Source organism: Soonwooa sp. (genome assembly GCF_030151385.1).
GTDB lineage: Bacteria > Bacteroidota > Bacteroidia > Flavobacteriales > Weeksellaceae > Soonwooa.
Genome location: NZ_JASLDS010000019.1, coordinates 14942 through 37436, shown reverse-complemented (window position 1 = coordinate 37436; position 22495 = coordinate 14942). Strand labels below are relative to the sequence as shown.

General features: G+C 35.1%; 25 protein-coding genes. 9 read left to right on the top strand and 16 right to left on the bottom strand.

Annotated features, from left to right (window positions below; genetic code table 11):
* The first annotated feature begins 70 nt into the window (after positions 1–70).
* On the top strand, positions 71–433 hold the full coding sequence (locus Q1V95_RS02800) for a hypothetical protein (RefSeq protein ID WP_300670051.1): 363 nt from the start codon (positions 71–73) through the stop codon (positions 431–433).
* A gap of 94 nt (positions 434–527) precedes the next feature.
* Positions 528–1118: a TlpA disulfide reductase family protein gene (locus Q1V95_RS02795; RefSeq protein ID WP_300670049.1), complete on the top strand. Its 591-nt coding sequence runs from the start codon at positions 528–530 to the stop codon at positions 1116–1118.
* A gap of 29 nt (positions 1119–1147) precedes the next feature.
* On the opposite strand, the gene Q1V95_RS02790 is transcribed toward Q1V95_RS02795, so the two are convergent.
* The 5 genes from Q1V95_RS02790 to Q1V95_RS02770 all read right to left on the bottom strand — a co-directional run bounded on the left by Q1V95_RS02790 (position 1148) and on the right by Q1V95_RS02770 (position 8274).
* Positions 1148–2320 carry an MFS transporter gene (locus tag Q1V95_RS02790; protein ID WP_300670065.1) on the bottom strand — a complete coding sequence of 391 codons (1173 nt, stop codon included), beginning with the start codon at positions 2318–2320 and terminating at the stop codon, positions 1148–1150.
* A 156-nt stretch (positions 2321–2476) separates the two neighbouring features.
* Positions 2477–4138 carry an asparagine synthase B gene (asnB, locus tag Q1V95_RS02785; RefSeq protein WP_300670047.1) on the bottom strand — a complete coding sequence of 554 codons (1662 nt, stop codon included), beginning with the start codon at positions 4136–4138 and terminating at the stop codon, positions 2477–2479.
* 429 nt (positions 4139–4567) lie between these two features.
* Positions 4568–6187: a hypothetical protein gene (locus tag Q1V95_RS02780; protein ID WP_300670045.1), complete on the bottom strand. Its 1620-nt coding sequence runs from the start codon at positions 6185–6187 to the stop codon at positions 4568–4570.
* Positions 6188–6242: 55 nt separating this feature from the next.
* The gene (locus Q1V95_RS02775) at positions 6243–6806 is read right to left on the bottom strand and encodes a YMGG-like glycine zipper-containing protein (RefSeq protein WP_300670043.1); all 564 of its coding nucleotides are present in this window, start codon (positions 6804–6806) and stop codon (positions 6243–6245) included.
* A gap of 178 nt (positions 6807–6984) precedes the next feature.
* Positions 6985–8274, bottom strand: coding sequence for an adenylosuccinate synthase (locus Q1V95_RS02770; RefSeq protein ID WP_300670041.1), 1290 nt, complete (start codon positions 8272–8274; stop codon positions 6985–6987).
* A gap of 167 nt (positions 8275–8441) precedes the next feature.
* Here Q1V95_RS02770 and ruvB point away from each other — a divergent pair, with 167 nt between their 5' ends.
* From ruvB to coaE, 4 genes are all read left to right on the top strand, one after another.
* Positions 8442–9464, top strand: a complete 1023-nt coding sequence (gene ruvB / locus Q1V95_RS02765; protein WP_300670039.1) for a Holliday junction branch migration DNA helicase RuvB — start codon at positions 8442–8444, stop codon at positions 9462–9464.
* Positions 9465–9525: 61 nt separating this feature from the next.
* The gene (locus Q1V95_RS02760; RefSeq protein ID WP_300670037.1) at positions 9526–10140 is read left to right on the top strand and encodes an FMN-binding negative transcriptional regulator; all 615 of its coding nucleotides are present in this window, start codon (positions 9526–9528) and stop codon (positions 10138–10140) included.
* Between the two features lie 4 nt (positions 10141–10144).
* Complete coding sequence (locus tag Q1V95_RS02755) at positions 10145–11011, top strand: MBL fold metallo-hydrolase (protein ID WP_300670034.1); 867 nt, start codon at positions 10145–10147, stop codon at positions 11009–11011.
* Positions 11012–11614, top strand: a complete 603-nt coding sequence (gene coaE / locus Q1V95_RS02750; protein WP_300670032.1) for a dephospho-CoA kinase — start codon at positions 11012–11014, stop codon at positions 11612–11614.
* Between the two features lie 77 nt (positions 11615–11691).
* Here coaE and Q1V95_RS02745 read toward each other — a convergent pair whose 3' ends face one another.
* From Q1V95_RS02745 to Q1V95_RS02700, 10 genes are all read right to left on the bottom strand, one after another.
* A complete protein-coding gene (locus tag Q1V95_RS02745) occupies positions 11692–14601 on the bottom strand; it encodes a reprolysin-like metallopeptidase (RefSeq protein ID WP_300670031.1) in 2910 nt (969 codons plus the stop codon).
* A gap of 125 nt (positions 14602–14726) precedes the next feature.
* The gene (locus Q1V95_RS02740; RefSeq protein ID WP_300670029.1) at positions 14727–14984 is read right to left on the bottom strand and encodes a GlsB/YeaQ/YmgE family stress response membrane protein; all 258 of its coding nucleotides are present in this window, start codon (positions 14982–14984) and stop codon (positions 14727–14729) included.
* Between the two features lie 56 nt (positions 14985–15040).
* Positions 15041–15994 carry a signal recognition particle-docking protein FtsY gene (ftsY, locus tag Q1V95_RS02735; protein WP_300670027.1) on the bottom strand — a complete coding sequence of 318 codons (954 nt, stop codon included), beginning with the start codon at positions 15992–15994 and terminating at the stop codon, positions 15041–15043.
* A gap of 164 nt (positions 15995–16158) precedes the next feature.
* Positions 16159–16311 carry a DUF4295 domain-containing protein gene (locus Q1V95_RS02730; protein ID WP_300670025.1) on the bottom strand — a complete coding sequence of 51 codons (153 nt, stop codon included), beginning with the start codon at positions 16309–16311 and terminating at the stop codon, positions 16159–16161.
* Positions 16312–16336: 25 nt separating this feature from the next.
* Positions 16337–16519 (bottom strand): 50S ribosomal protein L33, encoded by a 183-nt coding sequence (gene rpmG / locus Q1V95_RS02725; protein WP_079666092.1) that lies wholly within the window; start codon positions 16517–16519, stop codon positions 16337–16339.
* A 9-nt stretch (positions 16520–16528) separates the two neighbouring features.
* Positions 16529–16765, bottom strand: coding sequence for a 50S ribosomal protein L28 (rpmB, locus tag Q1V95_RS02720; RefSeq protein ID WP_300670021.1), 237 nt, complete (start codon positions 16763–16765; stop codon positions 16529–16531).
* Positions 16766–16903: 138 nt separating this feature from the next.
* On the bottom strand, positions 16904–17254 hold the full coding sequence (locus tag Q1V95_RS02715) for an ArsC/Spx/MgsR family protein (RefSeq protein WP_300670019.1): 351 nt from the start codon (positions 17252–17254) through the stop codon (positions 16904–16906).
* Positions 17255–17346: 92 nt separating this feature from the next.
* Positions 17347–17961: a deoxynucleoside kinase gene (locus Q1V95_RS02710; protein WP_300670018.1), complete on the bottom strand. Its 615-nt coding sequence runs from the start codon at positions 17959–17961 to the stop codon at positions 17347–17349.
* 30 nt (positions 17962–17991) lie between these two features.
* Positions 17992–18774, bottom strand: coding sequence for a hypothetical protein (locus Q1V95_RS02705; RefSeq protein WP_300670017.1), 783 nt, complete (start codon positions 18772–18774; stop codon positions 17992–17994).
* Positions 18775–18869: 95 nt separating this feature from the next.
* A complete protein-coding gene (locus Q1V95_RS02700) occupies positions 18870–19892 on the bottom strand; it encodes a glutaminyl-peptide cyclotransferase (RefSeq protein ID WP_300670015.1) in 1023 nt (340 codons plus the stop codon).
* 117 nt (positions 19893–20009) lie between these two features.
* Here Q1V95_RS02700 and Q1V95_RS02695 point away from each other — a divergent pair, with 117 nt between their 5' ends.
* Genes Q1V95_RS02695 through Q1V95_RS02685 form a run of 3 tightly spaced genes read left to right on the top strand, consistent with a single transcriptional unit; the run spans position 20010 to position 21977 of the window.
* Complete coding sequence (locus Q1V95_RS02695) at positions 20010–20510, top strand: dihydrofolate reductase (protein WP_300670013.1); 501 nt, start codon at positions 20010–20012, stop codon at positions 20508–20510.
* Positions 20511–21122, top strand: a complete 612-nt coding sequence (recR, locus tag Q1V95_RS02690; protein ID WP_300670011.1) for a recombination mediator RecR — start codon at positions 20511–20513, stop codon at positions 21120–21122.
* A 9-nt stretch (positions 21123–21131) separates the two neighbouring features.
* Positions 21132–21977 carry a glycosyltransferase family 2 protein gene (locus tag Q1V95_RS02685; protein WP_300670009.1) on the top strand — a complete coding sequence of 282 codons (846 nt, stop codon included), beginning with the start codon at positions 21132–21134 and terminating at the stop codon, positions 21975–21977.
* On the opposite strand, the gene Q1V95_RS02680 is transcribed toward Q1V95_RS02685, so the two are convergent.
* Positions 21955–22494 (bottom strand): hypothetical protein, encoded by a 540-nt coding sequence (locus Q1V95_RS02680; RefSeq protein WP_300670007.1) that lies wholly within the window; start codon positions 22492–22494, stop codon positions 21955–21957. The two genes, Q1V95_RS02685 and Q1V95_RS02680, sit on opposite strands and share 23 nt — an antisense overlap.
* Position 22495: the final 1 nt, after the last annotated feature.

Below are 22495 nucleotides of genomic sequence, written 5' to 3'. Positions count from 1 at the left end.
TGTAGATTTTTGTATTATAAACTTTGTTAAAAATTAGTTTTAAATAATTATTGATGTTAATTTTGCAACAATGAAGACTTGGAATTTACAACGCCAATTTGTTAAAAGCTTAACTGTGTTATGTTTAAGCTTTGGTATTGTGATGGCTTCTTGCGGTATCAAAATCGCATTAACCCAAAGTCTCAACATCGAAAATTACTGTGGGCAAAGTCTAAAATCTATTGGTAGTTGTACTTTTACAGCTTTAGAAAATAAGCAGGAAAAAGTCTCGATTCAACAAAAGAAAACGGAGGATTTTAGCTTCGCTGTTTTTTCTAAAAATCTTTTCCAAGAAAATCTTCAACAGAAAACTTCGAGAACCGATTTTCCACTGTCGCGCTCGGTTCCGCTGTATATACTTTATCAGCAGCAGCGTGATGCACTTTTATCATAATTCTTTTATTCGTTTTTCTATTAAAATTTGAATCCATATTCAAATCAGAAATCATTTTAAATAAAGTATTATGAATCCGAAAATTAAAAATATAATGAGAAAATCACTTAATATCATGTTAATTGGACTTGCGATGTCCGTTATTTTTGTTCCTGAAGCTAAAGCTTATGTTCAACAAGGTTTGATGAAGTTAGGTTTCTTCCAACCAAAACTAGAATTACCAAAAGAGATTACTGGAAATACCGAGGAACCAAAACTTGTAAAAGAGTCTAATTTCCAAATGTCTTTTGTTGATTCAAAAGGAAAAACTTTAAGCCTTGCAGAGCTAGAAGGAAAAGTTGTTTTTATGAATATTTGGGCGACTTGGTGTGGTCCTTGTATCGCAGAAATGCCATCTATCCAAAAGCTTTATGATAAATTTAAAGATAAAAAAGATGTTGCGTTTGTAATTTTGGAAGCAGAATCTAACAAGGATAAGGCTGTTAAATTTATGGCAAACAAAAACCTAGATTTGCCAGTTTATTTTCCGAATGGCGCAATCCCAACAGATTTTTTCCGTGGAAGTCTTCCGACGACGGTAATCTTTGATAAAAATGGAAATGTTGCCCATATCACAGAGGGAATGGCAGATTATTCTGGTGATGATATTGTTGACTTCCTCAACGAAGTTCGAGCAATGAAGTAAGAAATTTTTCTAAAAAATAAAATCCGAGTTTAATGCTCGGATTTTTTATTGGGTAACATAAGATTGGTGATCCACCAAAGTCCAACAGCAGCAATCGCTAGGACGATTCCAGAACCAATCCATAGTGTGTTAAATCCTAGTTCGCTGGCAACATTAGTTCCTAAAATCGGCGTGATAATAAATGAAAACGAAAATGCCATGCCGTTAAGTCCCATATAAGCGCCTTTGTTGCCACCTTCCGAACGCTTTGCTGTCACCGTTGACATAAAAGGAAGTGCTAAAATTTCACCAACGCTCAAGATGGTCATGGATAATAACAAAATAATAATGTGATGGTCTATCGCTAACAAAGAATATGAAATCCCACAAGCTAAAGCACCAACAAATAATGATTGTGCGATTGTAAAATGTTTTTCGGCAAAGTTGACAATCAGCATTTCCAATACAACGATAATGAATCCACTATAACCCAAAATATAACCAATGCTGGTTTGGTCAAGATGCGCTACTTCTTTATAGAAAATCGGTATCGTATTAAAAAATTGGAAAAAACAAATTGAAAACAACATACAAAGCAGGGAAAAGATTATAAATTTTACATCTGTATAAGGTGATCTGCCATCTGTTTTAACAATATTTTCTTCTTTTCTAAGTTTTTGTTTAGCTTTAAAAATGATGTTTCTTTTTCTAAAAAATACAACATACATAATGCCGGCAATTAATGCTGCAACAGCATTAACACCAAACAAAAAGTTGTAGGAAATTGCAGATAGAATGCCACCAAGCGCAGGACCAATCGAAAAACCAAGATTAATCGCCATTCTATTTAATGAAAAAGCACGCGTTATATTTTCAGGTTTTGCATATTTGGTAATCGCCACAGAGTTGGCAGGACGAAAGGATTCGCTGATGATGCTTTGTATTAAAATAATAGTCATCATCCCTTCCAAAGTTGGAAAGAATGGAATAAGCAAAAATAAAGGCGCACTCAAAAACAAACTAAAACTCTGGACACGATATTCCCCCAATTTATCTGTGAGATAACCGCCAATCCAAGAACCGATAACCGAGCCGATGCCATAAAACATCAACACCAATCCCGCTTCTTTTAATTTGAATCCTAATTTGTCTGTCATGTAAACACCTAAAAAAGGTAGTACCATCGATCCTGATCTGTTGATTAACATGACGATCGATAGCATCCAAGCCTCCTTGGACAAACCTTTAAAGGAATCTACATATACTCTGAAAAGTCCCAATATTCTGTATTTTTTGCAAAGTTAGGATTTATGGATTGGATATAAAACCGAAAGCGACCTCAATTTTGAAGTCGCTTTTTAATATTCGGTAATGTTGGATTAGTAGGCTGTTTCGTGGACTTTAACCGCACGACCGCTTGGATCATTCATTTTTTTGAAAGCTTCATCCCATTCCAATGCGATTGGTGTAGAACATGCCACCGATGGAACCGACGGCACACAAGATGCTGCACTGTCACTTGGGAAATGTTCCTCGAAAATACTTCTGTAGCGGTATTCTTCCTTACTCATTGGCGTGTTGATTGGGAAGCGGTATTTTGTGTTGGCCATCATTTCGTCACTTACCGTTTCTTCTGCAACTTGCTTCAAAGTGTCGATCCACGAATATCCAACACCATCACTGAACTGTTCTTTTTGACGCCAAGCAACACTTTCTGGTAAAAGGTCTTCGAAAGCTTTTCTTAGCACCCATTTTTCCATGCGCTCAGAAGTAATCATTTTATCTTTTGGATTAATGGTCATTGCAACATCCATAAATTCTTTATCCAAAAATGGAACACGACCTTCAATGCCCCAAGCCATCAAAGATTTGTTGGCACGCAGACAATCATAAAGATGAAGTTTTCCTAGTTTTCGAACATTCTCTTCATGGAAAGCTTGTGCAGATGGCGCTTTGTGGAAATATAGATAGCCACCAAATAATTCGTCGGAGCCTTCACCAGATAATACCATTTTTATTCCCATAGATTTAATCGCTCTTGCCAAAAGATACATCGGCGTCGATGCACGAATCGTCGTAACATCATAAGTTTCTAAATGATAAATAACATCGCGAATTGCGTCCAAACCTTCTTGTACAGTATATTTAACTTCATGATGAACAGAGCCGATATGTTCTGCAACTTTTTTTGCAGCTACCAAATCTGGAGAAGTTTCTAGTCCTACCGCAAAACTGTGTAATCTTGGATACCAAGCTTCTTGCGTGTCGCCACTTTCGATGCGTTGGCGCGCAAATTTTGCTGTCACTGCTGCAATAATACTAGAATCCAAACCACCAGAAAGCAATACGCCATACGGAACATCGCTCATCAATTGTCGATGCACGGCGTCTTCTAAGCTTTTTCTAATTTTTGAAATATCAGTTTCATTGTCTTTAACATGGTCAAAAGATTCCCAATCGCGATGATAGTATTTTTGAGGTTCGTGACCCTCTGAACTGAATAGCAAATGTCCAGCAGGAAACTCTTCGATTCTGTTGCAGAAACCTTCTAAAGCTTTTAGTTCTGATGCGACATAATAATGTCCTTGTTTGTCCCAAGCTTGATAAAGCGGAACAATTCCCATGTGATCGCGACCGATGAGGTATTCATTTTTTTCGATATCATAAAGTGCAAAAGCAAAAATTCCATTTAATTTTTCTAAAAAATCTTTCCCATATTTTTGATAAAGTGGCAAGATCACTTCGCAATCAGATTTTGTTAGAAAACCGTATTCTGGAAATTCTTTTCTAAGTTCTTGGTGGTTGTAGATTTCGCCATTAACGGCCAAAACCAGTTTTCCGTTGGTGGAAAACAATGGTTGTTTTCCAGAAGTTGGATCGACAATCGCTAATCTTTCGTGAGAGAATATTACTTTTTCGTTTTGGAATATTCCCGACCAATCTGGTCCACGATGTCTGATTCTCTTGGACATTTCTAAAATCTGAGGTCTTAGAGTTTCCGTTTTTTGTTTTGCATCAAACAAACATACAATTCCGCACATAATTTTATCGTTTTTGAAGTTTTGATTAATATTTATGCGTCAAAATTATATAAGTGATTATTTTTATGCAATGAAAATATTTATTTAGTTAATAAAAACTTAATAATAATTTAAATTTCGGTATTAATTTCGTTTTGTTTTTGATTTGTGCTAATATTTGCGAAATATATTTTTCCTTTGAGAAAGTATTTATGTGTAGCATAGTTTTAAAAAAAATAACAAAAAAGTTTGCTTTTAATAAAAAATGCGTTAAATTCGCTACCGTTAAGAATGAGAATTATCTGTTTTGATTTCTTAACATAGATCAATGGATTAGAGTTTTATAACTCTTAATTTAGGATCTCAATAATTTTTTTCATCATTTGTGTTTTTGCCTCCACCTCGTGTGGAGGTTTTTTTTATGCCCAAATACCGATGGATAAAAGGCTGTTACGGGTAGACTTCCTTGATGATTCGTTGTAATTCTTGATGTTCCGCAGGTGTCATTTTTTTCCAAATAAATCCATTTTTCAAGTCTTGACCTATTTTTTGGGGAAAGACACCAACTTTTTCGTAGTCGCGAAGATAGTCGGGAGAGATGGCAGGTAATGCTGTATCAAAAGAAAATGGATAATCTTTTACAATATTGAATTTCAGATTCCCGATTTGATAAGTTTTGTATTTGTTTAAATTAAAATTTGCTGGTCGTAGAAACTGCAACTTTTCCCAACCCATCATCATATTACCCAGATTAAAACTCGGAATGCTGCTTTGTAAACTTTTAGGAAATGTCAAGAAAACTAAGATTATCGCAGAAAGTCCTACAAAACCTAGTTTTGCAAATGGATACCAAGTTTTTGAAAATAATAAAATCCCTGTTACTAAAAATACATCCAAAAATAATCGGTATTGCGCTGAGAATACCAGAATCAAAAAGCTTTTGATGAAAATACAAATTACTAAAAGACTGATGATTTTTTTCTTTTTTAAAAAAGCAAAAACGCCCAACACGATTAAAGTTAAAACAAATAATTTGTGAATAACACCTTTGATGCCATCAAGATTGATCCAATTAATAATGTAATCTGCGCAACTAAATTTCTGTATTTCTTGGTACTTGTATTCTAAATCATAGCTTAACTCGGTGCTGGTTTGTTTAGAAAGTTCTAATAACTGGTAATTCGGTTGCCAAGCTAATCCAAGATCTGGAAAACCAATTGGGAAAAATGGATGTCCAAAAACCCAAATATTTTTAATTAAATAAATAGATAAAAAGCAAACTGCTGGTAGTAAAGCGAGAAGTTTATTTCTTTTAATTAACCAAAAATAAATGAAGCAAAATATGACTAGCCAAAAGGAAGTTGGTTTTATACTAAATGCAAAACACGACAACATAAGCAAAAATTTTGCATGTCGCGATTGGTTCAAAACTTCTTTAACAATGATAAAGCTTAATACTAATGTTGGTAAATCTGGACTCGGAGATTGCGCGAATAGAAAAAATATTGGCATAAATAGTAAACCAATCCAAGCGCGGGTTTCGAATACATAGATTAAAAAAACAAACAGTAGAAAAGTATTTAACCTTAAATAAGGATCAACAAAATTTGAAAAGCCTGTTTGCAAAATATGCCAAGGCGAATATTGTCCCAAAAGCATATCGAGATTAGAAATGCCTTTTACCAAACCATATTCCTGAATCCATTTGATGGTCGGGACATAATATCCAAAGTGATCGAGAATGAAAGGGTAATAGCACCCTACAAGTACAATAGTTACTAAACAGAAATAAAAAAAACGCGACTGTCTTTTTAAAAATGAACGACAACGATGATAGGATTTAAAGTATATAAAACTTAGTATTCCTAAAGCTGAAAATGTAATTTCTACAAATTTATTAATAGGAAAAAAGAATGCGATAGCAGTCCAAATAATTGCTGTAATCGACAGACCAATTAAAATTGTAGTGCTAATTTTTTCTTCATAAAATGGCAACAATTTTTGATACAGATTTCCTAATCCATAAGTGATTATAAACAGCAAAGTTGTTGTCAGTAGAAGATACAGCATAAAAAAAGATTGCCTAAAATTAGACAATCTTTTCATAAAAATATATAACTAACTACTACTTTCTTTGTACACGACCAGATTTTCTGTCTTCGGATCTACCGATGGCATAACCTGTTGCACCACCAGCAACACCACCAATTACAGCGCCAAGACCTGGGTTTTTTCTAGAAATAACTGCACCTGCTACTGCACCACCAATAGTCCCAATAATAGTACCTTTAGCTGCAGAGCTCATTCCTTTTTTCTGTGGAGCAGTGGTTGTTGTACCAGAAGATGCGCCAGCATTTGAGTTCCCAGAAGTGCTAGCATAACCATTATTGCTATAACCAGAAGAACCATAGCTTCTTTTTGTTTTGGTTTTCGTCTTAGGTGCTACTGCTGTATTTTGTACCAAAGCTTTTTTGTTGTCATCTGCTTTGGCGATGCTATCTTTCATTTTGGTTTTCTCGAATTCCATTTTTTCTTTTTCGATAGCTAATTTTTGTTTTTCAATGTCCAATTGTCGAGCTTGATATTCTATCTTTTGTTGTTCTAGTGAAGCTTCAACTTTCTTATCGTCTTTATTACAAGACACGACTAACATTAACGCTGCGAATCCGCTTAAAAATATCTTTTTCATAACAATCTCCTTTTATAATTACTCCTTTAATATTAATAACGGAATAATTTTGTTTATCGTCTTTAGTAAGACAATTACGATTCCAAAGAGGTTAAAAGAAATGTTAAAAATCTTAAATTTTGTTAATAAAAATAAAAAAAGCTCCGAAATTTCGGAGCTTTTTTGAGTATTGTATTTTTTAGAATAACTCTTTTCTGATAATGTTTTGCGAGCGTTCTGGACCAACAGAAACAAGATAAACATTGATGCCCAAATATTCTTCGATAAATTCGATGTAGCGTTGAGCAGTTTGTGGAAGCTCATCATAACTTCTTACCTTTGTAATGTCTTCGTCCCAACCGTCAAGTTCTTTGTAGATTGGCTCGTAGTTGTACAACTTAGTTGTCGAAGAAGTGAAATAGTCGATGATTTTTCCATCTTCAGTTTTGTAATGCGTTGCAATTTTTAATTTGCCAAGACCAGTAAGAACATCAAGTTTTGTAATGACAAGGTTGTTGATTCCGTTAATCATACAAGCATGCTTCAAAGAAACCAAATCTAACCAACCAGTTCTTCTTGGTCTACCAGTAACCGCACCGAACTCACCACCAATTTTTTGAATTTCAGCACCAAGTTCGTTATCCAATTCTGTTGGGAAAGGTCCATTACCAACACGGGTACAATAAGCTTTTGCAACACCAATTAGGTTCTCCAAAGCAGTTGGTGGAACACCTGCACCTGTACAAACACCACCAGTTGATGGCGACGACGAAGTTACATAAGGATAAGTTCCAAAGTCGATATCTAGCATTAATGCTTGTGCACCTTCAAATAATACATTTTTACCTTCTTTGATGGCTTCGTTAAGTTCTAATTCTGTGTCAACGATTCTATCTTTTAATTTTTCACCAAGTTCTAAAAACTCGTTGTAGATTTCGTCAAAAGATAAAGTCGGTTTGTCGAAATATTTCTCGAAAAGACTGTTTTTAACCTTTAGGTTAGCTTTGATTTTTTCAGCAAGAATCTCTGGATTCAAAAGGTCAATCATACGGATGCCAACTCTTGAGATTTTGTCCTCGTAACAAGGTCCAATCCCTTTTTTAGTTGTACCAATTTGATTTTCGCCAGACAACTCTTCCTCACGATAAGTATCAAGCAAAATGTGGTAAGGCATGATAACATGCGCTCTACGGCTGATAAAAACATGATCAGTTTTTTGACCTTTGTCTTCGATTTGTTTTATTTCACGCAAAAAGGATTTAGGATTTACCACAACACCATTTGCTAAAAAGCATTTTCCGCGGCATTGTAAAACACCCGATGGTAATAATTGTAATACGAACTTTTCGTCACCAACATATACCGTATGACCAGCGTTGTCACCACCTTGGAAGCGCACAACATAGTCCGATTTTGCTGATAAAACGTCGGTTATTTTTCCTTTTCCTTCATCTCCGTATTGGAGACCTACAACTACGTAAGTTGACATATATTTTTACTTTTTTTATTAGATTTCTACAAATTTACTTTTAATTCAGAGCTTTACAAAATTATATTAAAGCTAATTTTTAAATTATTTTTTAATAGTCGCTAACTACATTTTTTTTCCCATTAGAAAATCTTATCTTTGAGTATCAACAAAAATAAAATTACAAAATGCCGGAGTTTCTTCATCCCGATAAAGACAATTATTCGCCTGAAGAGTTGATGAGTGAGGAGCAGATACGTCCCCAGTCGTTTCAAGATTTTGCGGGACAACGTAAGACTTTAGAAAATCTAGAAATCTTTGTCGCAGCAGCCAAAAATAGAGGTGCTGCATTGGATCACGTACTTTTACATGGACCTCCAGGTCTTGGTAAAACGACGCTATCGCATATTATTGCAAATGAGTTGGGTGTAGGTTGCAAAATTACTTCTGGACCTGTGCTTGACAAACCTGGAAGTCTCGCTGGTTTGTTAACCAATTTGGAAGAGAATGATGTTTTGTTCATCGATGAAATCCATAGACTTTCGCCAGTTGTAGAAGAATACTTGTATTCGGCGATGGAGGATTTCAAAATCGATATCATGTTAGAAACTGGTCCCAACGCGAGAAGTGTACAGATTGGGTTAAATCCTTTCACTTTGGTTGGTGCAACGACAAGATCTGGTATGTTGACAAAGCCTTTGTTGGCGAGATTCGGGATTCAATCGCGTTTAGAATATTATAATATCGAGTTGTTGTCGACGATTATTATTAGAAGTGCCCGTGTTTTGGGGATTAAAATCTATGAAGATGCAGCGATAGAAATTGCAAGACGCAGCCGCGGTACACCAAGAATTGCGAATGCTTTGCTGCGTCGCGTCCGCGATTTTGCAGAGATAAAAGGTAATGGCGAAATCGAAATTAAGATTACAAAATATGCTTTGGACTCTCTAAATGTTGACGAATTTGGATTGGACGAAATGGACAATAAGATTTTGTTGACGATGATTCAGAATTTTAAAGCAAAACCAGTTGGCATCAGTGCTTTGGCGACTTCCATTGGAGAAAATCCCGAAACTTTGGAGGAAGTTTATGAGCCTTATTTAATTCAGGAAGGTTTTATTATCAGAACACCGCGAGGTAGAGAAGTAACCGAAAAAGCCTACAAGCATCTTAATCTTTCGGTGCCACGCAAACCAGATACTTTGTTTTAAGATGATGAAAACCAGAGCGACTTTTGTGTTTTTAAAAATAATAGATAGAAAAAGCTAAAAAGTGTTTATACCTAAAAATTATAGAAGTGAAGATTTTTCTTTACTGCAACAAATTATATCAAACAATGCTTTTGGACTTTTGATTTCTAGTAAGGAGCAATTGTTGGCGACGCACGCTATGTTTATGATGCATGGAGATGCTGAAAATTTTTTGCTGGAAAGTCATATTTCTAGAGCAAATCCACAAGCGAAACTTTTGAAAGATGGCGATGAAGTGTTATGTGATTTTTTAGGTGCACATACCTATATTTCTTCATCATGGTACGAAAAGACGAATGTGTCAACTTGGAATTATCAAGCCGTTCAGATTCGCGGAAGGATAAAATTAATGAATGATGATGAGCTTTATCAACATTTGGATCGATTAACTAACAAGTATGAAACTTCTCAAAAATGTCCGATGTTGGTTAAAAATATGGGTGACGATTTTGTAAGAAAAGAAATGAAAGGTGCTTTTGGAATATTTATTATTCCTGATAAAATATATATTGCAAATAAGCTTAGCCAAAATAGAAACGACCAAGATTACAATAATATTATAAAAGAACTACAACAGTCAAATGATGCTAAAGCAAAAGAAATTGCTAATCAAATGACGCTAAATAAAAAAAGTTAGAACTATGAAGTTATATCCCATACAATGTGGAAAATTCAAGCTAGATGGTGGCGCAATGTTTGGCGTTGTCCCAAAATCAATTTGGAACAAAACCAATCCTGCTGATGAAAAAAATCTTATCGAACTCGGCACGCGCTCTCTGCTGGTTGAAGATGGTAAAAAATTAATCTTAATTGATTGCGGTCTTGGGAATAAACAAGATGATAAATTCTTTGGTCATTATTCGCTTTGGGGTGACGATAATTTGGATAAAAACCTTTCAAGATATGGTTTTGTAAGAGAGGATATTACAGATGTATTTTTAACACATTTGCATTTTGACCATTGTGGCGGTGCAATCGAATGGAATAATGACAAAACTGGTTATCGTTCGGCTTTTAAAAATGCACATTTTTGGACTAATGAAAACCATTGGGATTGGGCGGTTAATCCGAATCCTAGAGAAAAGGCGAGTTTCTTAAAAGAGAATATTTTGCCAATCCAAGAAAGTGGACAACTTAATTTTTTACCAATTCCAAAAACTGGAAATTACGGATTTGCGCCAGATCTAAAGATGGATGTTATTTTTGTTGATGGGCATACGGAAAAGCAAATGTTGCCTGTTATTCAATACCAAGAAAAAACGATTGTTTTTGCGGCTGATCTTATTGCAACAGCTGGACATATTCCGTTGGTCTATGTTATGGGTTATGATACAAGACCTTTATTGACGGTTGCGGAGAAGGAAAAGTTTTTAAAACAATGTGTGGACAATGACTATCTTTTGTTTTTTGAACATGACGCACACAACGAGTTGGCTAGTCTTAAAATGACTGAAAAAGGAGTACGATTGGATCAAACATATTCTTTCAACGAAGTTTTTGGATACTAGATGGAAGAGCAGAGGACAAGGAATATTATTGGACTGACTGGTGGTATCGGATCGGGAAAGAGTAGTGTTGCAGAGATTCTTGAGAAAGAAGGTTTTGCGGTTTACTATTCCGACGATCGCGCAAAAGATATTGTTAATGAAGATGAAGTTTTAATTCAAAAAATAAAAGAATTACTAGGAGAGGAGGCTTATGTTGACGGCGTTTATAATCGGAAGCATGTTGCGGATATTGTTTTTAATGATAAGTTAAAACTGGAGCAGCTAAATCATTTGATACATCCTGCGGTAGCTATTGATTTTGAAAACTGGGTTATAAATCATGACGCACGATTCTTGTTTAAAGAAACAGCTTTATTGTTTGAGCTTGGACTTCACAAAAAATGTTTTAAAAGTCTTTTGGTGACGGCTGACGAAAATACAAGGATAAAACGCGTGATGGATCGTGATGGTAAAACATACCGCGAAGTCGAAAAGGTCATCGAAAAACAAATGCCAGAGCGCGAAAAAATAAAAAAAGCAGATTTCGTAATTTATAACAATTCGAATTTTAAAGATTTAGAGATTGCAACAAAGGATTTTCTTGTTAAGCTAAACGCGATTTAAAATCTATTTTCCAGATCAAAGTATAAAAAAGCCCTTTCAATACTGAAAGGGCTTAATTTATTGATAAAAACTAATTATTAGTTCTTGATAAATTTAGTTTGAGATTTTTGACCATTAGACTCAATAGTGATGATGTATACACCTTTATCTAATTTAGAAACCTGAACTTTTCCGTCAGTCGCACCGTTTGCTACAACTTGACCAGCCATGTTAACGATTTGGTAAGTCGATTTTGAAGTAATGTTTGAGATGTTAATAACATCAGATGCTGGGTTAGGATATACTTGTAACTTGTTATTAGTTTGTACATCGTTAACAGCTAAAGTTCCGATGTTAAGGGAGTAGTCCTCAACTTGTCCATAAGTAGACGTTCCACAAGGTGTTGCGTTTGGACCAGAAGACGTATCATGTACTCTTACTCTCATTCTTGTTTTACCAGTTTTAGCACTTGCTGGAATTGTGATTTCACCAGTCCAAGGTGATTTCTTCTTAGTAGTGACTAATACTTGTTCGCCGGCATCGTCAAAGCTACCATTACCATCAAAATCAATCCAAACAAGTACTTGGTCAGTAGCATAAGATGTTGCTCCAGTTGCAGTAAATGTATAAGATTGTCCTTTTGCAACATTACCCACGACAGAAGTAAAGTCTTCATATCCAACTGCTGCTGTAGAAGATTTATTAATATCAGCAAAAGTTACATTGTCAATCTTTTCGTATGATGCATTAGTTGCAGAAGCAGAGCAATATTCTATTCCTTTTGTCTTAAAAGTAGCATTGGCAAATGCGCCAACTGTACCACTACATACTGCCGCAACACTTATGTCATAAGAAGTATCAAGTGTTAATTGATTCATCAGATAGGTAGCTGATGTTAGACCATTAGCTTCTGTCCAGTTAGTATCTGCAGATTTTTTATACTTGAAGTTGTAAGTTGCTCCAGAAATTGGTTCCCAAGCCGTTTGTGCACTTGTCTGTGTGATACCAGTTGCTGCAAGACCTGCTGGAGCAGTCTCATCGCATCCAGCCATTAAAGCAACGGTTGCACTAGATACTGCGTAGAAAACGTTTCCTAATGCAGATACTCTTATCTTAATGTTATCTCCCGATGCTAATGCTAAGTTCGGAAAGAAGACATTTGCTGATCCTGTATTTGGCGTTGAAGCAAGCAATGTTGTCCAAGTTGTACCATTGTCTTTTGTAAAGTCAATTTTTACATTTGCAACATTATATGGTGCTGCGCTTGTATTAACAACATCCCATATGATAGGAGATGATCCATTTATGTACGCTTTAGTTGTATTAACTTTAAAAGGACCGTCATTACCTACAGTTACTTTTTGCGCACCAAATTGTGTTTGTTGTTGCTTAACGTCTGGATTGTTGTCTCTAACTGTAACTCGGAAGTTCATTGGTCTTGCAACATTTGATACAGCTTCCCATTCTGTAGCACTACTCAAAGATCCTGCAAGTACCATAGATTCTTTCGGGAAATATCTTGTAGGACTTGAAGTTCCTGTGATTGAACGGAATTTTGGTCCTTGAATATTATCGCCAGTAACAGACGTAACAACTGCAGTCGCTGCGTCATATTGTTCCCATGTGTAAGTTAATGCATCATTTTCTGCATCAGTTGCAGAAGCTTTTAACACAAAGGCTGTACCTTTAGGAATTGTAACATCTGGCATTGCAGCAACTACAGGAGGATTGTTCGTAATTGGAGAGTTAACATCGCAAGCTTGTGTATTGACGTAATCTTGTACCTGCTTAACACTAATTGCGTGGAAGTATGGGTCAGAATGCATTTGCACATTTGCACCTGCTACGATACCTGCATAGCCCATAATTGTAGATCCAGATCCAGGTTCCATGTGTGCTACGCTTCCTGCATGGATACCATGCGCGAATGTATGCCAAGCACCAAATTGATGCCCCATTTCGTGTGCTACAAAATCAATATCGAAATTATCGCCTTCAGGACCTCCTGTTCCTGGAGATGTATATGCAGAGCCTTTTGAGGTGCTATCATTCGCAGGAGCTGCATCACGACAAACATTACCAATGTCGCCTGCAGATCCACCTCCACCTGATCTACCAAATAAATGACCTATGTCATAAGCTGCATTACCAATGGTATTGGTTAGGTTTGTTTGAAGTTCTTTATTCCAAAGACTTTGGAGTCCTGCTCCTGATGAGGCAGGGGAGTAAGGATCAGTATTGGGGTCTGTATAGATGAGTTGCGGAAAATCTTGAAGATTTAAGTGAATGGCAAAATCTCTTTCGAAAACACCATTAACACGTGTCATCGTTGCATTAATGGCAGTTAACGCTTGTGGAACTCCTCCAAAATATTGTGTGTATTCGCCAGTAACAGAAATAGCTAATCTATAAGTACGGTATTTTTTGTCACTTGCTTTCGAGAAATCTCCTAGTTGATTACTGAAATCAGAGTTTTTCGCTAATTTTTCAAGATCTTGTTTTGATGCAAAAGACTCATTTACTTTACATTCAAAAGCTTTCTCTGTTGAATTCTTTTGAGTCTTTGGGAAAACCCCATATATTGTTTTTGCAGCATTTTGTGGCTCAATAAACGAATACTGTCCGTTTTGGTAAAGCATCGACTGGAAGTCATTTGGTGCTGTACTAAATCTTACATACTTGGTTGGATCGTCAACGCCAACGCCACTGTAAGATCCTAACTCATATTTATCAGCTATAGATTGTACTACCACAGGTAGACTATAAACTGCAAATTTTTCCATCTTACCATCTAAAGTTGGTAATGACACAATAACAGGCTTTGCTCCTTTACCCATTTCTTGCGCCCCTTTCAGTTGAGAACGTAATAGGTTTAGGTCTAATGAATAATAATGCTTGGCATTAACTTCTGAGCGTAGCTTTTCACCTTGCATAGAAGTAGGACTCCATTGTGCAAATGCTGTAGTGAAAAGTCCGCAAGCTAAAATACTAGTAAAGATTTTTTTCATAAACTTTTATTTAGTGATATTATTAATGCAACTAAAATACTAATATTTTTTTAACATATATTAAAAAAAAATAAAAAAACGCTTAGAAGCTCTAAACGTTTTGATTTTATCCTTAAAGAATTAATTTATCTTTTCGTGGTTAACTTACTATATACGAATAGTAGTATGACCGCACCCACAATTGAAAATACCCAATTCGAAAAACTCCAAAAACTATCAGGTTTCGCGAATCCAATAAGTCCTGCGATAAAACCGCCCAGCATACTTCCCAGTATACCGATAATAATTGTGATTAACCAACCAGAAGGGTCAGCACCAGGTCTTAACATTTTTGCGATAGCTCCGGCAATAAGCCCGAAAATTATCCATCCTAACCAGCTCATAATTTAATTTTTTTTAGTTAATAATTTAATGATTGTGTGTTTTGTAGAAAGAAAGATTATTTCTTCTTGAAAAACGAATCAACAAATTCTATACCATTAAATAATTGCAGGTCATGCATTTTTTCACCAACACCAATGTACTTAACAGGAATCTGAAATTGGTCAGAAATACCAATGACAACACCGCCTTTCGCTGTGCCATCAAGCTTGGTAACAGCTAAAGCATTAACTTCGGTTGCAGCAGTAAATTGTTTTGCTTGCTCAAAAGCATTCTGTCCAGTAGAACCATCCAACACTAATAAAACTTCGTGTGGCGCATCTGGAATAACCTTTTGCATAACACGTTTAATTTTAGAAAGCTCGTTCATTAAATTAACTTTGTTGTGAAGTCTTCCAGCAGTATCGATAATAACGACATCCGCATCTTGTGCAACTGCCGATTGTACAGTATCAAAAGCAACAGAGGCAGGATCAGATCCCATTGCTTGTTTTACGATTGGTACACCAACACGTTCGCTCCAGATAACCAATTGGTCAACGGCTGCAGCACGGAAAGTATCCGCTGCGCCAAGAACAACTTTTAAACCTTGAGATTTAAACTGATGTGCAAGTTTTCCGATAGTTGTCGTTTTACCAACACCATTAACACCTACAACCATAATAACGTAAGGTTTTTTGGTTGCATCAATATTGTCGGTTCCGGCGTGGGGATTATCTAGTAATAGAGCTGAAATCTCTTCACGAAGAATTTGGTCCAATTCTGCAACGTTAACATATTTGTCACGGGCAACACGATCTTCAATTCTTTTGATAACTTTGATGGTCGTTTCGGCACCAACATCAGAGGCGATTAACACCTCTTCAAGATTGTCAAGGACTTCGTCATCCACAGTACTTTTACCAACGACTGCACGAGAAATTTTATCAAAAAATCCTTCTCTAGATTTTTCAAGTCCTTTGTCAAGACTTTCTTTTTCTTCTTTTTTAAAAATTTTTTTGAACCAACTCATTTCTGAAAATTGCGAATTTTAAAATTTTGATTTTAGATTTTTACATTTAACAATCTTGGAAAAGAATGTCCATTATTTGTTTTGCAAAATCTTTTCACCAAAGATAATAAAAAAACTACCCAAAAATTGAGTAGTTAATTTATACAATTACAAATCTTGTAGAATTATTTTTTCAAATAAGCGTCTACGTCGTCTGCATTCATTACTTTTTCTTCGAAAACGTAAGCTCCTGATTTTGGAGATTTTACCATTTTCACAACTTTAGTCATCTTTTTAGATGAACCATCTTTAAGGGTTGCTACAACTTTCTTTGCCATTTTAAAATATCTTTAATGGATTAGATTACTTGATTTCTTTGTGTAGAGTGTACTTCTTAAGAACTGGGTTAAATTTTTTAAGCTCCAATCTTTCAGTAGTGTTCTTTTTGTTTTTGGTAGTGATGTATCTTGACATACCAGCCATACCTGTTTCTTTGTGCTCTGTGCACTCTAGAATTACTTGAACTCTGTTACCTTTTTTTGCCATTGCTTAAAATTATTTAATAAATCCGTTTCTTACAGCTCTTTCAATAGCTTCTTCGATTCCAATCTTGTTGATTACTCTTAATCCGTGAGCAGAAACTCTTAAAGTTACATGCTTATCATGCTCAGGAAGATAAAATTTCTTCTCTAATAAATTAATCTCAAAACGTCTTTTCGTTTTGTTGTTTGCGTGAGAAACATTGTTTCCTACCATTGCACGCTTACCTGTTATTTGGCAAATTCTTGACATATCTCGATGTTCTTTTTACTATATGATATTTGAGGTTGCAAAATAACGAATTTTTTTTCGCATTGACAAATCTTTTTAAAAATAAATAGAATATTCTATGTTAATTTTTTCCAAGCTTTTGTCAAGCTCTATATAATGCTAGTTTTCAACAAAGAATTTCACATTATCGATTGGTGTTCCGAGCATTGCGATAGAACCTTTTATTAAAATCGGACTTTCTATAAGGTCTGGCGTTTGGTGCAAAGTTTCAAAGATGTTGTCATCTGTAAGCGCTTCGATTTTGGCGCCAATTTTTTCTTTCCAAGTATTGATTCTATCAAGGAAATATTGAGGCTTTATGTTTAGTTTTTTAACTAAATTCTTAAGCTCCAAAACACTTAGTGGATGCGTTTTTAGATCAATTAATTGAAACTTGATATTATGCTCGTCCAAGTAAGCGAGAATAGCTCTAGATTTTGGGCAATTGCTGTTGTATATAACCTCTAACATAATAAGGTTTTTTAAGGATTTTTTTGAAACAATAAAGTGTCAATCTTCATTTTTGGCAGCTAGCCATATCCTTCAACTTGCCGAAATAGATTCTAGAACAAACCGTTAAGTTGACTGTCAATTCTTTCTAAAATTGAACCGAAATCTTCTGGTTTTTCCACGAAATCTAAGTTGTCAACTTCGATAACAAGAAGCTTTCCTTCTTTATAATTAGAAATCCAACTGTCGTATTTTTGGTTAAGTTTTGACAAGTAATCAATGCTGATACTGGTCTCATATTCGCGTCCTCTTTTTGCAATTTGACGCACCAAAGTTGGTATTTCGGCTTTTAAATAAATCAGCAAATCTGGTGCCGAAACAAAGTCCTTCATCAGGTTAAAAACTGATAAATAATTTTTGTAATCGCGCTCTGAAAGTAGATTCATCTCAGCAAGATTTTCTGCAAATATATGAGCATCTTCATAGATGGTTCTATCTTGGATAACATTCTTTCCGCTATCACGGATTTCTTTAACTTGACGAAATCTACTTCCTAAAAAATAGATTTGCAAAGCAAACGACCACTTTGACATATCGCTATAGAAATCGTCCAAATATGGGTTGTGGTCAACGTCTTCGAATTGCGCTTCCCACTCATAATGTTTAGAAAGCATTCTTGTTAAAGTTGTTTTTCCAGCGCCAATATTTCCAGTTACAGCAATATGCATGATTGTTATTTTCTTCTAAGTTATTGATTATTAAGGCTGAGTGTTTTCTGACTCAGGCTTGTAAAGATAGAGTTTGTTTTTGCTGCGAACCAAAAATCCTGACTTGTTTTTATCCACAATTTCTGAGTCTTGTTTATAACTTAGTTTTTTAACTTTTTTATTGGTAGAATATTGGATGAGTTCAGGTTTTGTAAAAACTAAAATCGTTTCATTATCGCGCTTTAATTTTGTCGGTTGGTTCAGTTCGATTTTATCTAAAATTTCGCCTCTTAGGTTTAAAACTAAAAAAGAATCTTTCTTTAATACATAGACTTTGTTTTCGTAAACCAACATATCCAAAACATCTTCCATATTATAATAGAAAGGAAAACTATTGACAGTCGTATTAGTTCGGTAATTGTACTGTATTAGTTTTTTCGAACTATCATCAAGAAGCCACAGGCTTTGCAAATCTTCTACATAAGCACTTCTTACAAAATTGAAATTGTTAGACAAACGAATGTTTTGTATGTCATTAAGGTTAGCATCTGTTAGTTTGATTTCTTGTGTGTTTTCTGAGAAAAAAACAATATTAAGCGGATTGCTAATCGATTGTGCTCGATAAGGACGTGCTAACATGAGTTGAGCGTTTTTCTTGCCAAGACTATCGTATTTTGTGAAACTAAGATTTTTTTTGTTGTATAGATAGATGTTGTCATAATCGTCAAAATAGATACCTTGACTGTCTTTTAGGTCGAGACTGTCGGATTTTATTTCCTTTTGGCTAAACATCCAAAAAGGCAGCAGGCAAAACAAAAACAATAAGTTTTTCATTTAATCATAAATAAGATTAGCGATTTCTGATTCAAAAATAAATAAAAAAGTCCAAGCATTACCTTGGACTATATTAAATATATTGTATCAAAAAATTATTTGATTTTTACTTCGTAGATTTTTGGCCAATTTTTCCCAGTTACCAACATGTTTTCACCTTTAAAGGCGATTCCGTTTAACACATTGTCGGTTCCTGTGGTGTTTTCTTTAGCGATAGTTGTGAAATCCATTTTACCTATAACTTCACCAGTTTTTGGATCGATTTTTAGAATGTAAGGTTTCATCCAAACGTTAGCATAGATATAACCATCGTGGTACTCTAGCTCATTAAGTTGGTCGTAGGTTTCGGTATTTCCAGCAACGGCAATTTCGCGAACGATTTTAGTGGTGTCTTTTGGATCAATAAAATAAATATTCTTACTTCCATCAGAAAGGATTAAATATTGTCCATCATAAGTTAAACCCCAACCTTCTGCAATTTCTGATGGATATTCAAATTCTGAAATAAGTTTAAGACTAGCTTTATCATAAATAAAACCTTTTTTATTCTTCCATGTCAATTGATAGACTTTGTCGCCAAGAATTGTACTTCCCTCTGCAAAAACGTCTGGTGTATTTTTAGTTGCTACAAGCGGCGTTGTTGAGCCAAGTGTATATTTCAGGATTTGAGAAGCGCCGTTTTGCCCATCGCTTTCGTAGATTGTGTTACCATCAATTTGGAAACCTTGTACGAAGTTTTGTGGATTGTGCGGATAATCTGCAACAATGTCGTAACTAATGCTGGATTCTGGATTTTTAGCATAAACATTAATGGTCGCGTCTTGTGTTAAAACTTGACCATCTTTCTTTTTAATGTTAAATGTAACCGCATTGTCACCTAAGCTGAAAAATTTAGGATCGATAACCAAATTAGTGGTTTCCTTTTCTCCGAAATTAATGCTAATGCTTTCTGCGTTATCTAGAACCTCTTGCGGAATAGTAAGCTTATCACCAAAATGATAACCTTTGCTTTCCATAGAGATATTGTAATCGTTAAGTGTGTTAAGTATTTCTTTGTCCTTATTACATGATACCAACATCATGAAAGTAACTGCCGAAAGGATGAAATATTTTTTCATATTCGAATTTTATAAATTTTTAAACATCAAAATTACAAAAATTAAAAAACTAAGTTGTATAAATTTTTTTTAAAACTGTAGAAGACGTAATTTTGTAAAATAAGCAATTTTTTCAGCATGGTAAGTATTGTTGTGGCGATGGGAAAAAATAATGCCATTGGAAAGGATAATCAACTTCTTTGGCATCTTCCTGAAGACCTAAAACATTTTAAAAATCTAACTTCTGGTCATCCTATTATTATGGGACGCAAAACTTATGAAAGTATTGGCCGACCACTTCCTAACCGAACTAATATTGTTGTTAGTAGAAAGGATGATTGGTTCGAAGAAGGGATTTTGATTGTACCAAGTCTAAAGGAGGCTTTGAAGCATGCGAAAAAAATCGATAGCGAGGTTTTTGTTATTGGTGGTGGTAATATTTATGCACAGACAATTGATTTGGTAAACAAGTTGGAAGTGACAATTGTTGATGGCGAAATGGATGCTGATGTTTTCTTTCCTAAAATCGATTCTAAAATTTGGGCTGAAACCAAAAGAGAATGCCATAGCAAAGATGAAAAAAATGCTTTCGATTATTGTTTTGTAACCTACGAAAGAAAGGAAAGTCTTAGTAAGTAGATGGATTATCCAAGTAAAGTTTTGGCTAAAGCGGTTGATGAGATTTCTGGACTTCCCGGCATTGGGAAAAAGTCAGCATTGCGTTTGGCTTTGCATCTTCTAAGGCAGCCAAGTTCGCAAGGTATTGCTTTGGGAAGTGCAATTCAGAATTTGGTAACCGATATTAAATATTGTAAAGATTGCCATAATTTTTCGGATAGTGATATTTGCGAAATCTGTGCAGATGACAAAAGAAATACTGAAGTCCTTTGTGTTGTAGAAGATGTTCGCGATGTGATGGCGATAGAAAATACCTCAAAATTCAAAGGGAAGTATTTGGTGCTTGGTGGTAAAATTTCGCCAATGGAAAGTGTTGGCCCTGCGCAATTGCATATCGATAGCATCGAAAAAAAACTAGAAACTGGCGAAGTTACAGAGTTGATTTTTGCTTTGAGTGCAACAATGGAAGGTGACACGACGGCTTATTATATTTATAAAAAGTTTAAACATTTTAATGTTCAGTTTTCGAGTATTGCACGCGGAATTTCCGTTGGTGATGAGTTAGAATATGCTGACGAAATATCGTTGGGAAGGTCGATTGTTAATCGTTTGCCTTACAACGAAAAACTATAGAAGAGGAATTTGATGGTAAAAATAAGTGTTGTTATTGTTCATTATAATGTTGCGGATTTGCTTCGCAATTGCATTCTGTCGATTAATAAATACTTTGCAGATGTTAATTTCGAAGTCGTTGTTGTTGATAATCTGTCTCCAAATGATGATTGGAAGAATTTAATTCAAGAATTTCCGCAAGTTAATTTTATCGCTTCTCAAAAAAATCATGGTTTCTCGATTGCGAATAATATTGGTGTCGAACATGCAAAAGGCGAATATGTTTTAATCTTAAATCCTGATACTGAAATCGAAGGTTTCTACATTAAAGAACTTTTAGATTTTGCAGATTCTAAACCAAAGTTTGGTTGTCTTGGGGTAAGAATGCACGATAAACAGGGTGTTTTTTTACCAGAAAGCAAACGTTCTGTGCCAGATATGCGCAATTCTTTTGAGAAGTTATTCACGCCTTTTTCTAAAAATTCAAAAACTAAATCTTACTATCGAAACGATATTGGCGAATTTGATATTGCTGAATGTGAGGTTTTTACAGGTGCTTTTTTAATTGTAAAAAAAGCGGTTTATCAAGAGGTTGGCGGTTTTGATGAAGCTTACTTTATGTACGGCGAGGATATTGATTTGTGTTACACGATTGCGCAACACGGCTATCAAAATTTTTATTACGGAAAGTATTCTATCCTGCACTACAAAGGCGAAAGCACGATGAAAGACGAAGTTTATCTTCAGAGGTTTTATGGCGCAATGCAAATTTTCATCGAAAAGTATTACAAAAAGCAAAAACCTTTACAATATTTTGTCTTGAATTTAGGTCTTAAATTAAGACATTCTTATGCTAAATCGCAGCTTCCTCGCTAGGTTTGCTTTCGTGTGGGTAGGTTGATTCTTCCGCAAATTTTCTCAATTTTTTCATTTCATCTTTAGAAAGGCGTTGTCCAATTTGTGCGGCAATGTATGTTCCTAATATTAAAGCTAAGGCAACAAACGAAGCTGACAATGCCCAAGGGAAATCACTGCCTTTAATCTGTTTTTCAACATAATATATAGTGAAGAAAGTCATCCAGAGAATCGAAAATATAAAATACAAAAACATGAAGAATGTCCATACAGCGGGACTTGGACCAAATATGCCGCGAATGTAAGTTTGTTCATCCTCTATTTCGGTTCTTAAGGCTAAGTTCGGTTTCCAATAATTATGATTATCGTTTTTTACAAAAATGGTAGCCACTTCACGATTGATATTTCCTGTGAATTCGTCGTTGTTTTCCTTTAGATAATCCTTTATATTTTGCGTGTATTCTTCGGGTGTCAGCTTAGTTTTTAGCTTGAATCTAACTCTCGTTCGGATACTTGTAAGCGTGTCTATCTCTTCCATA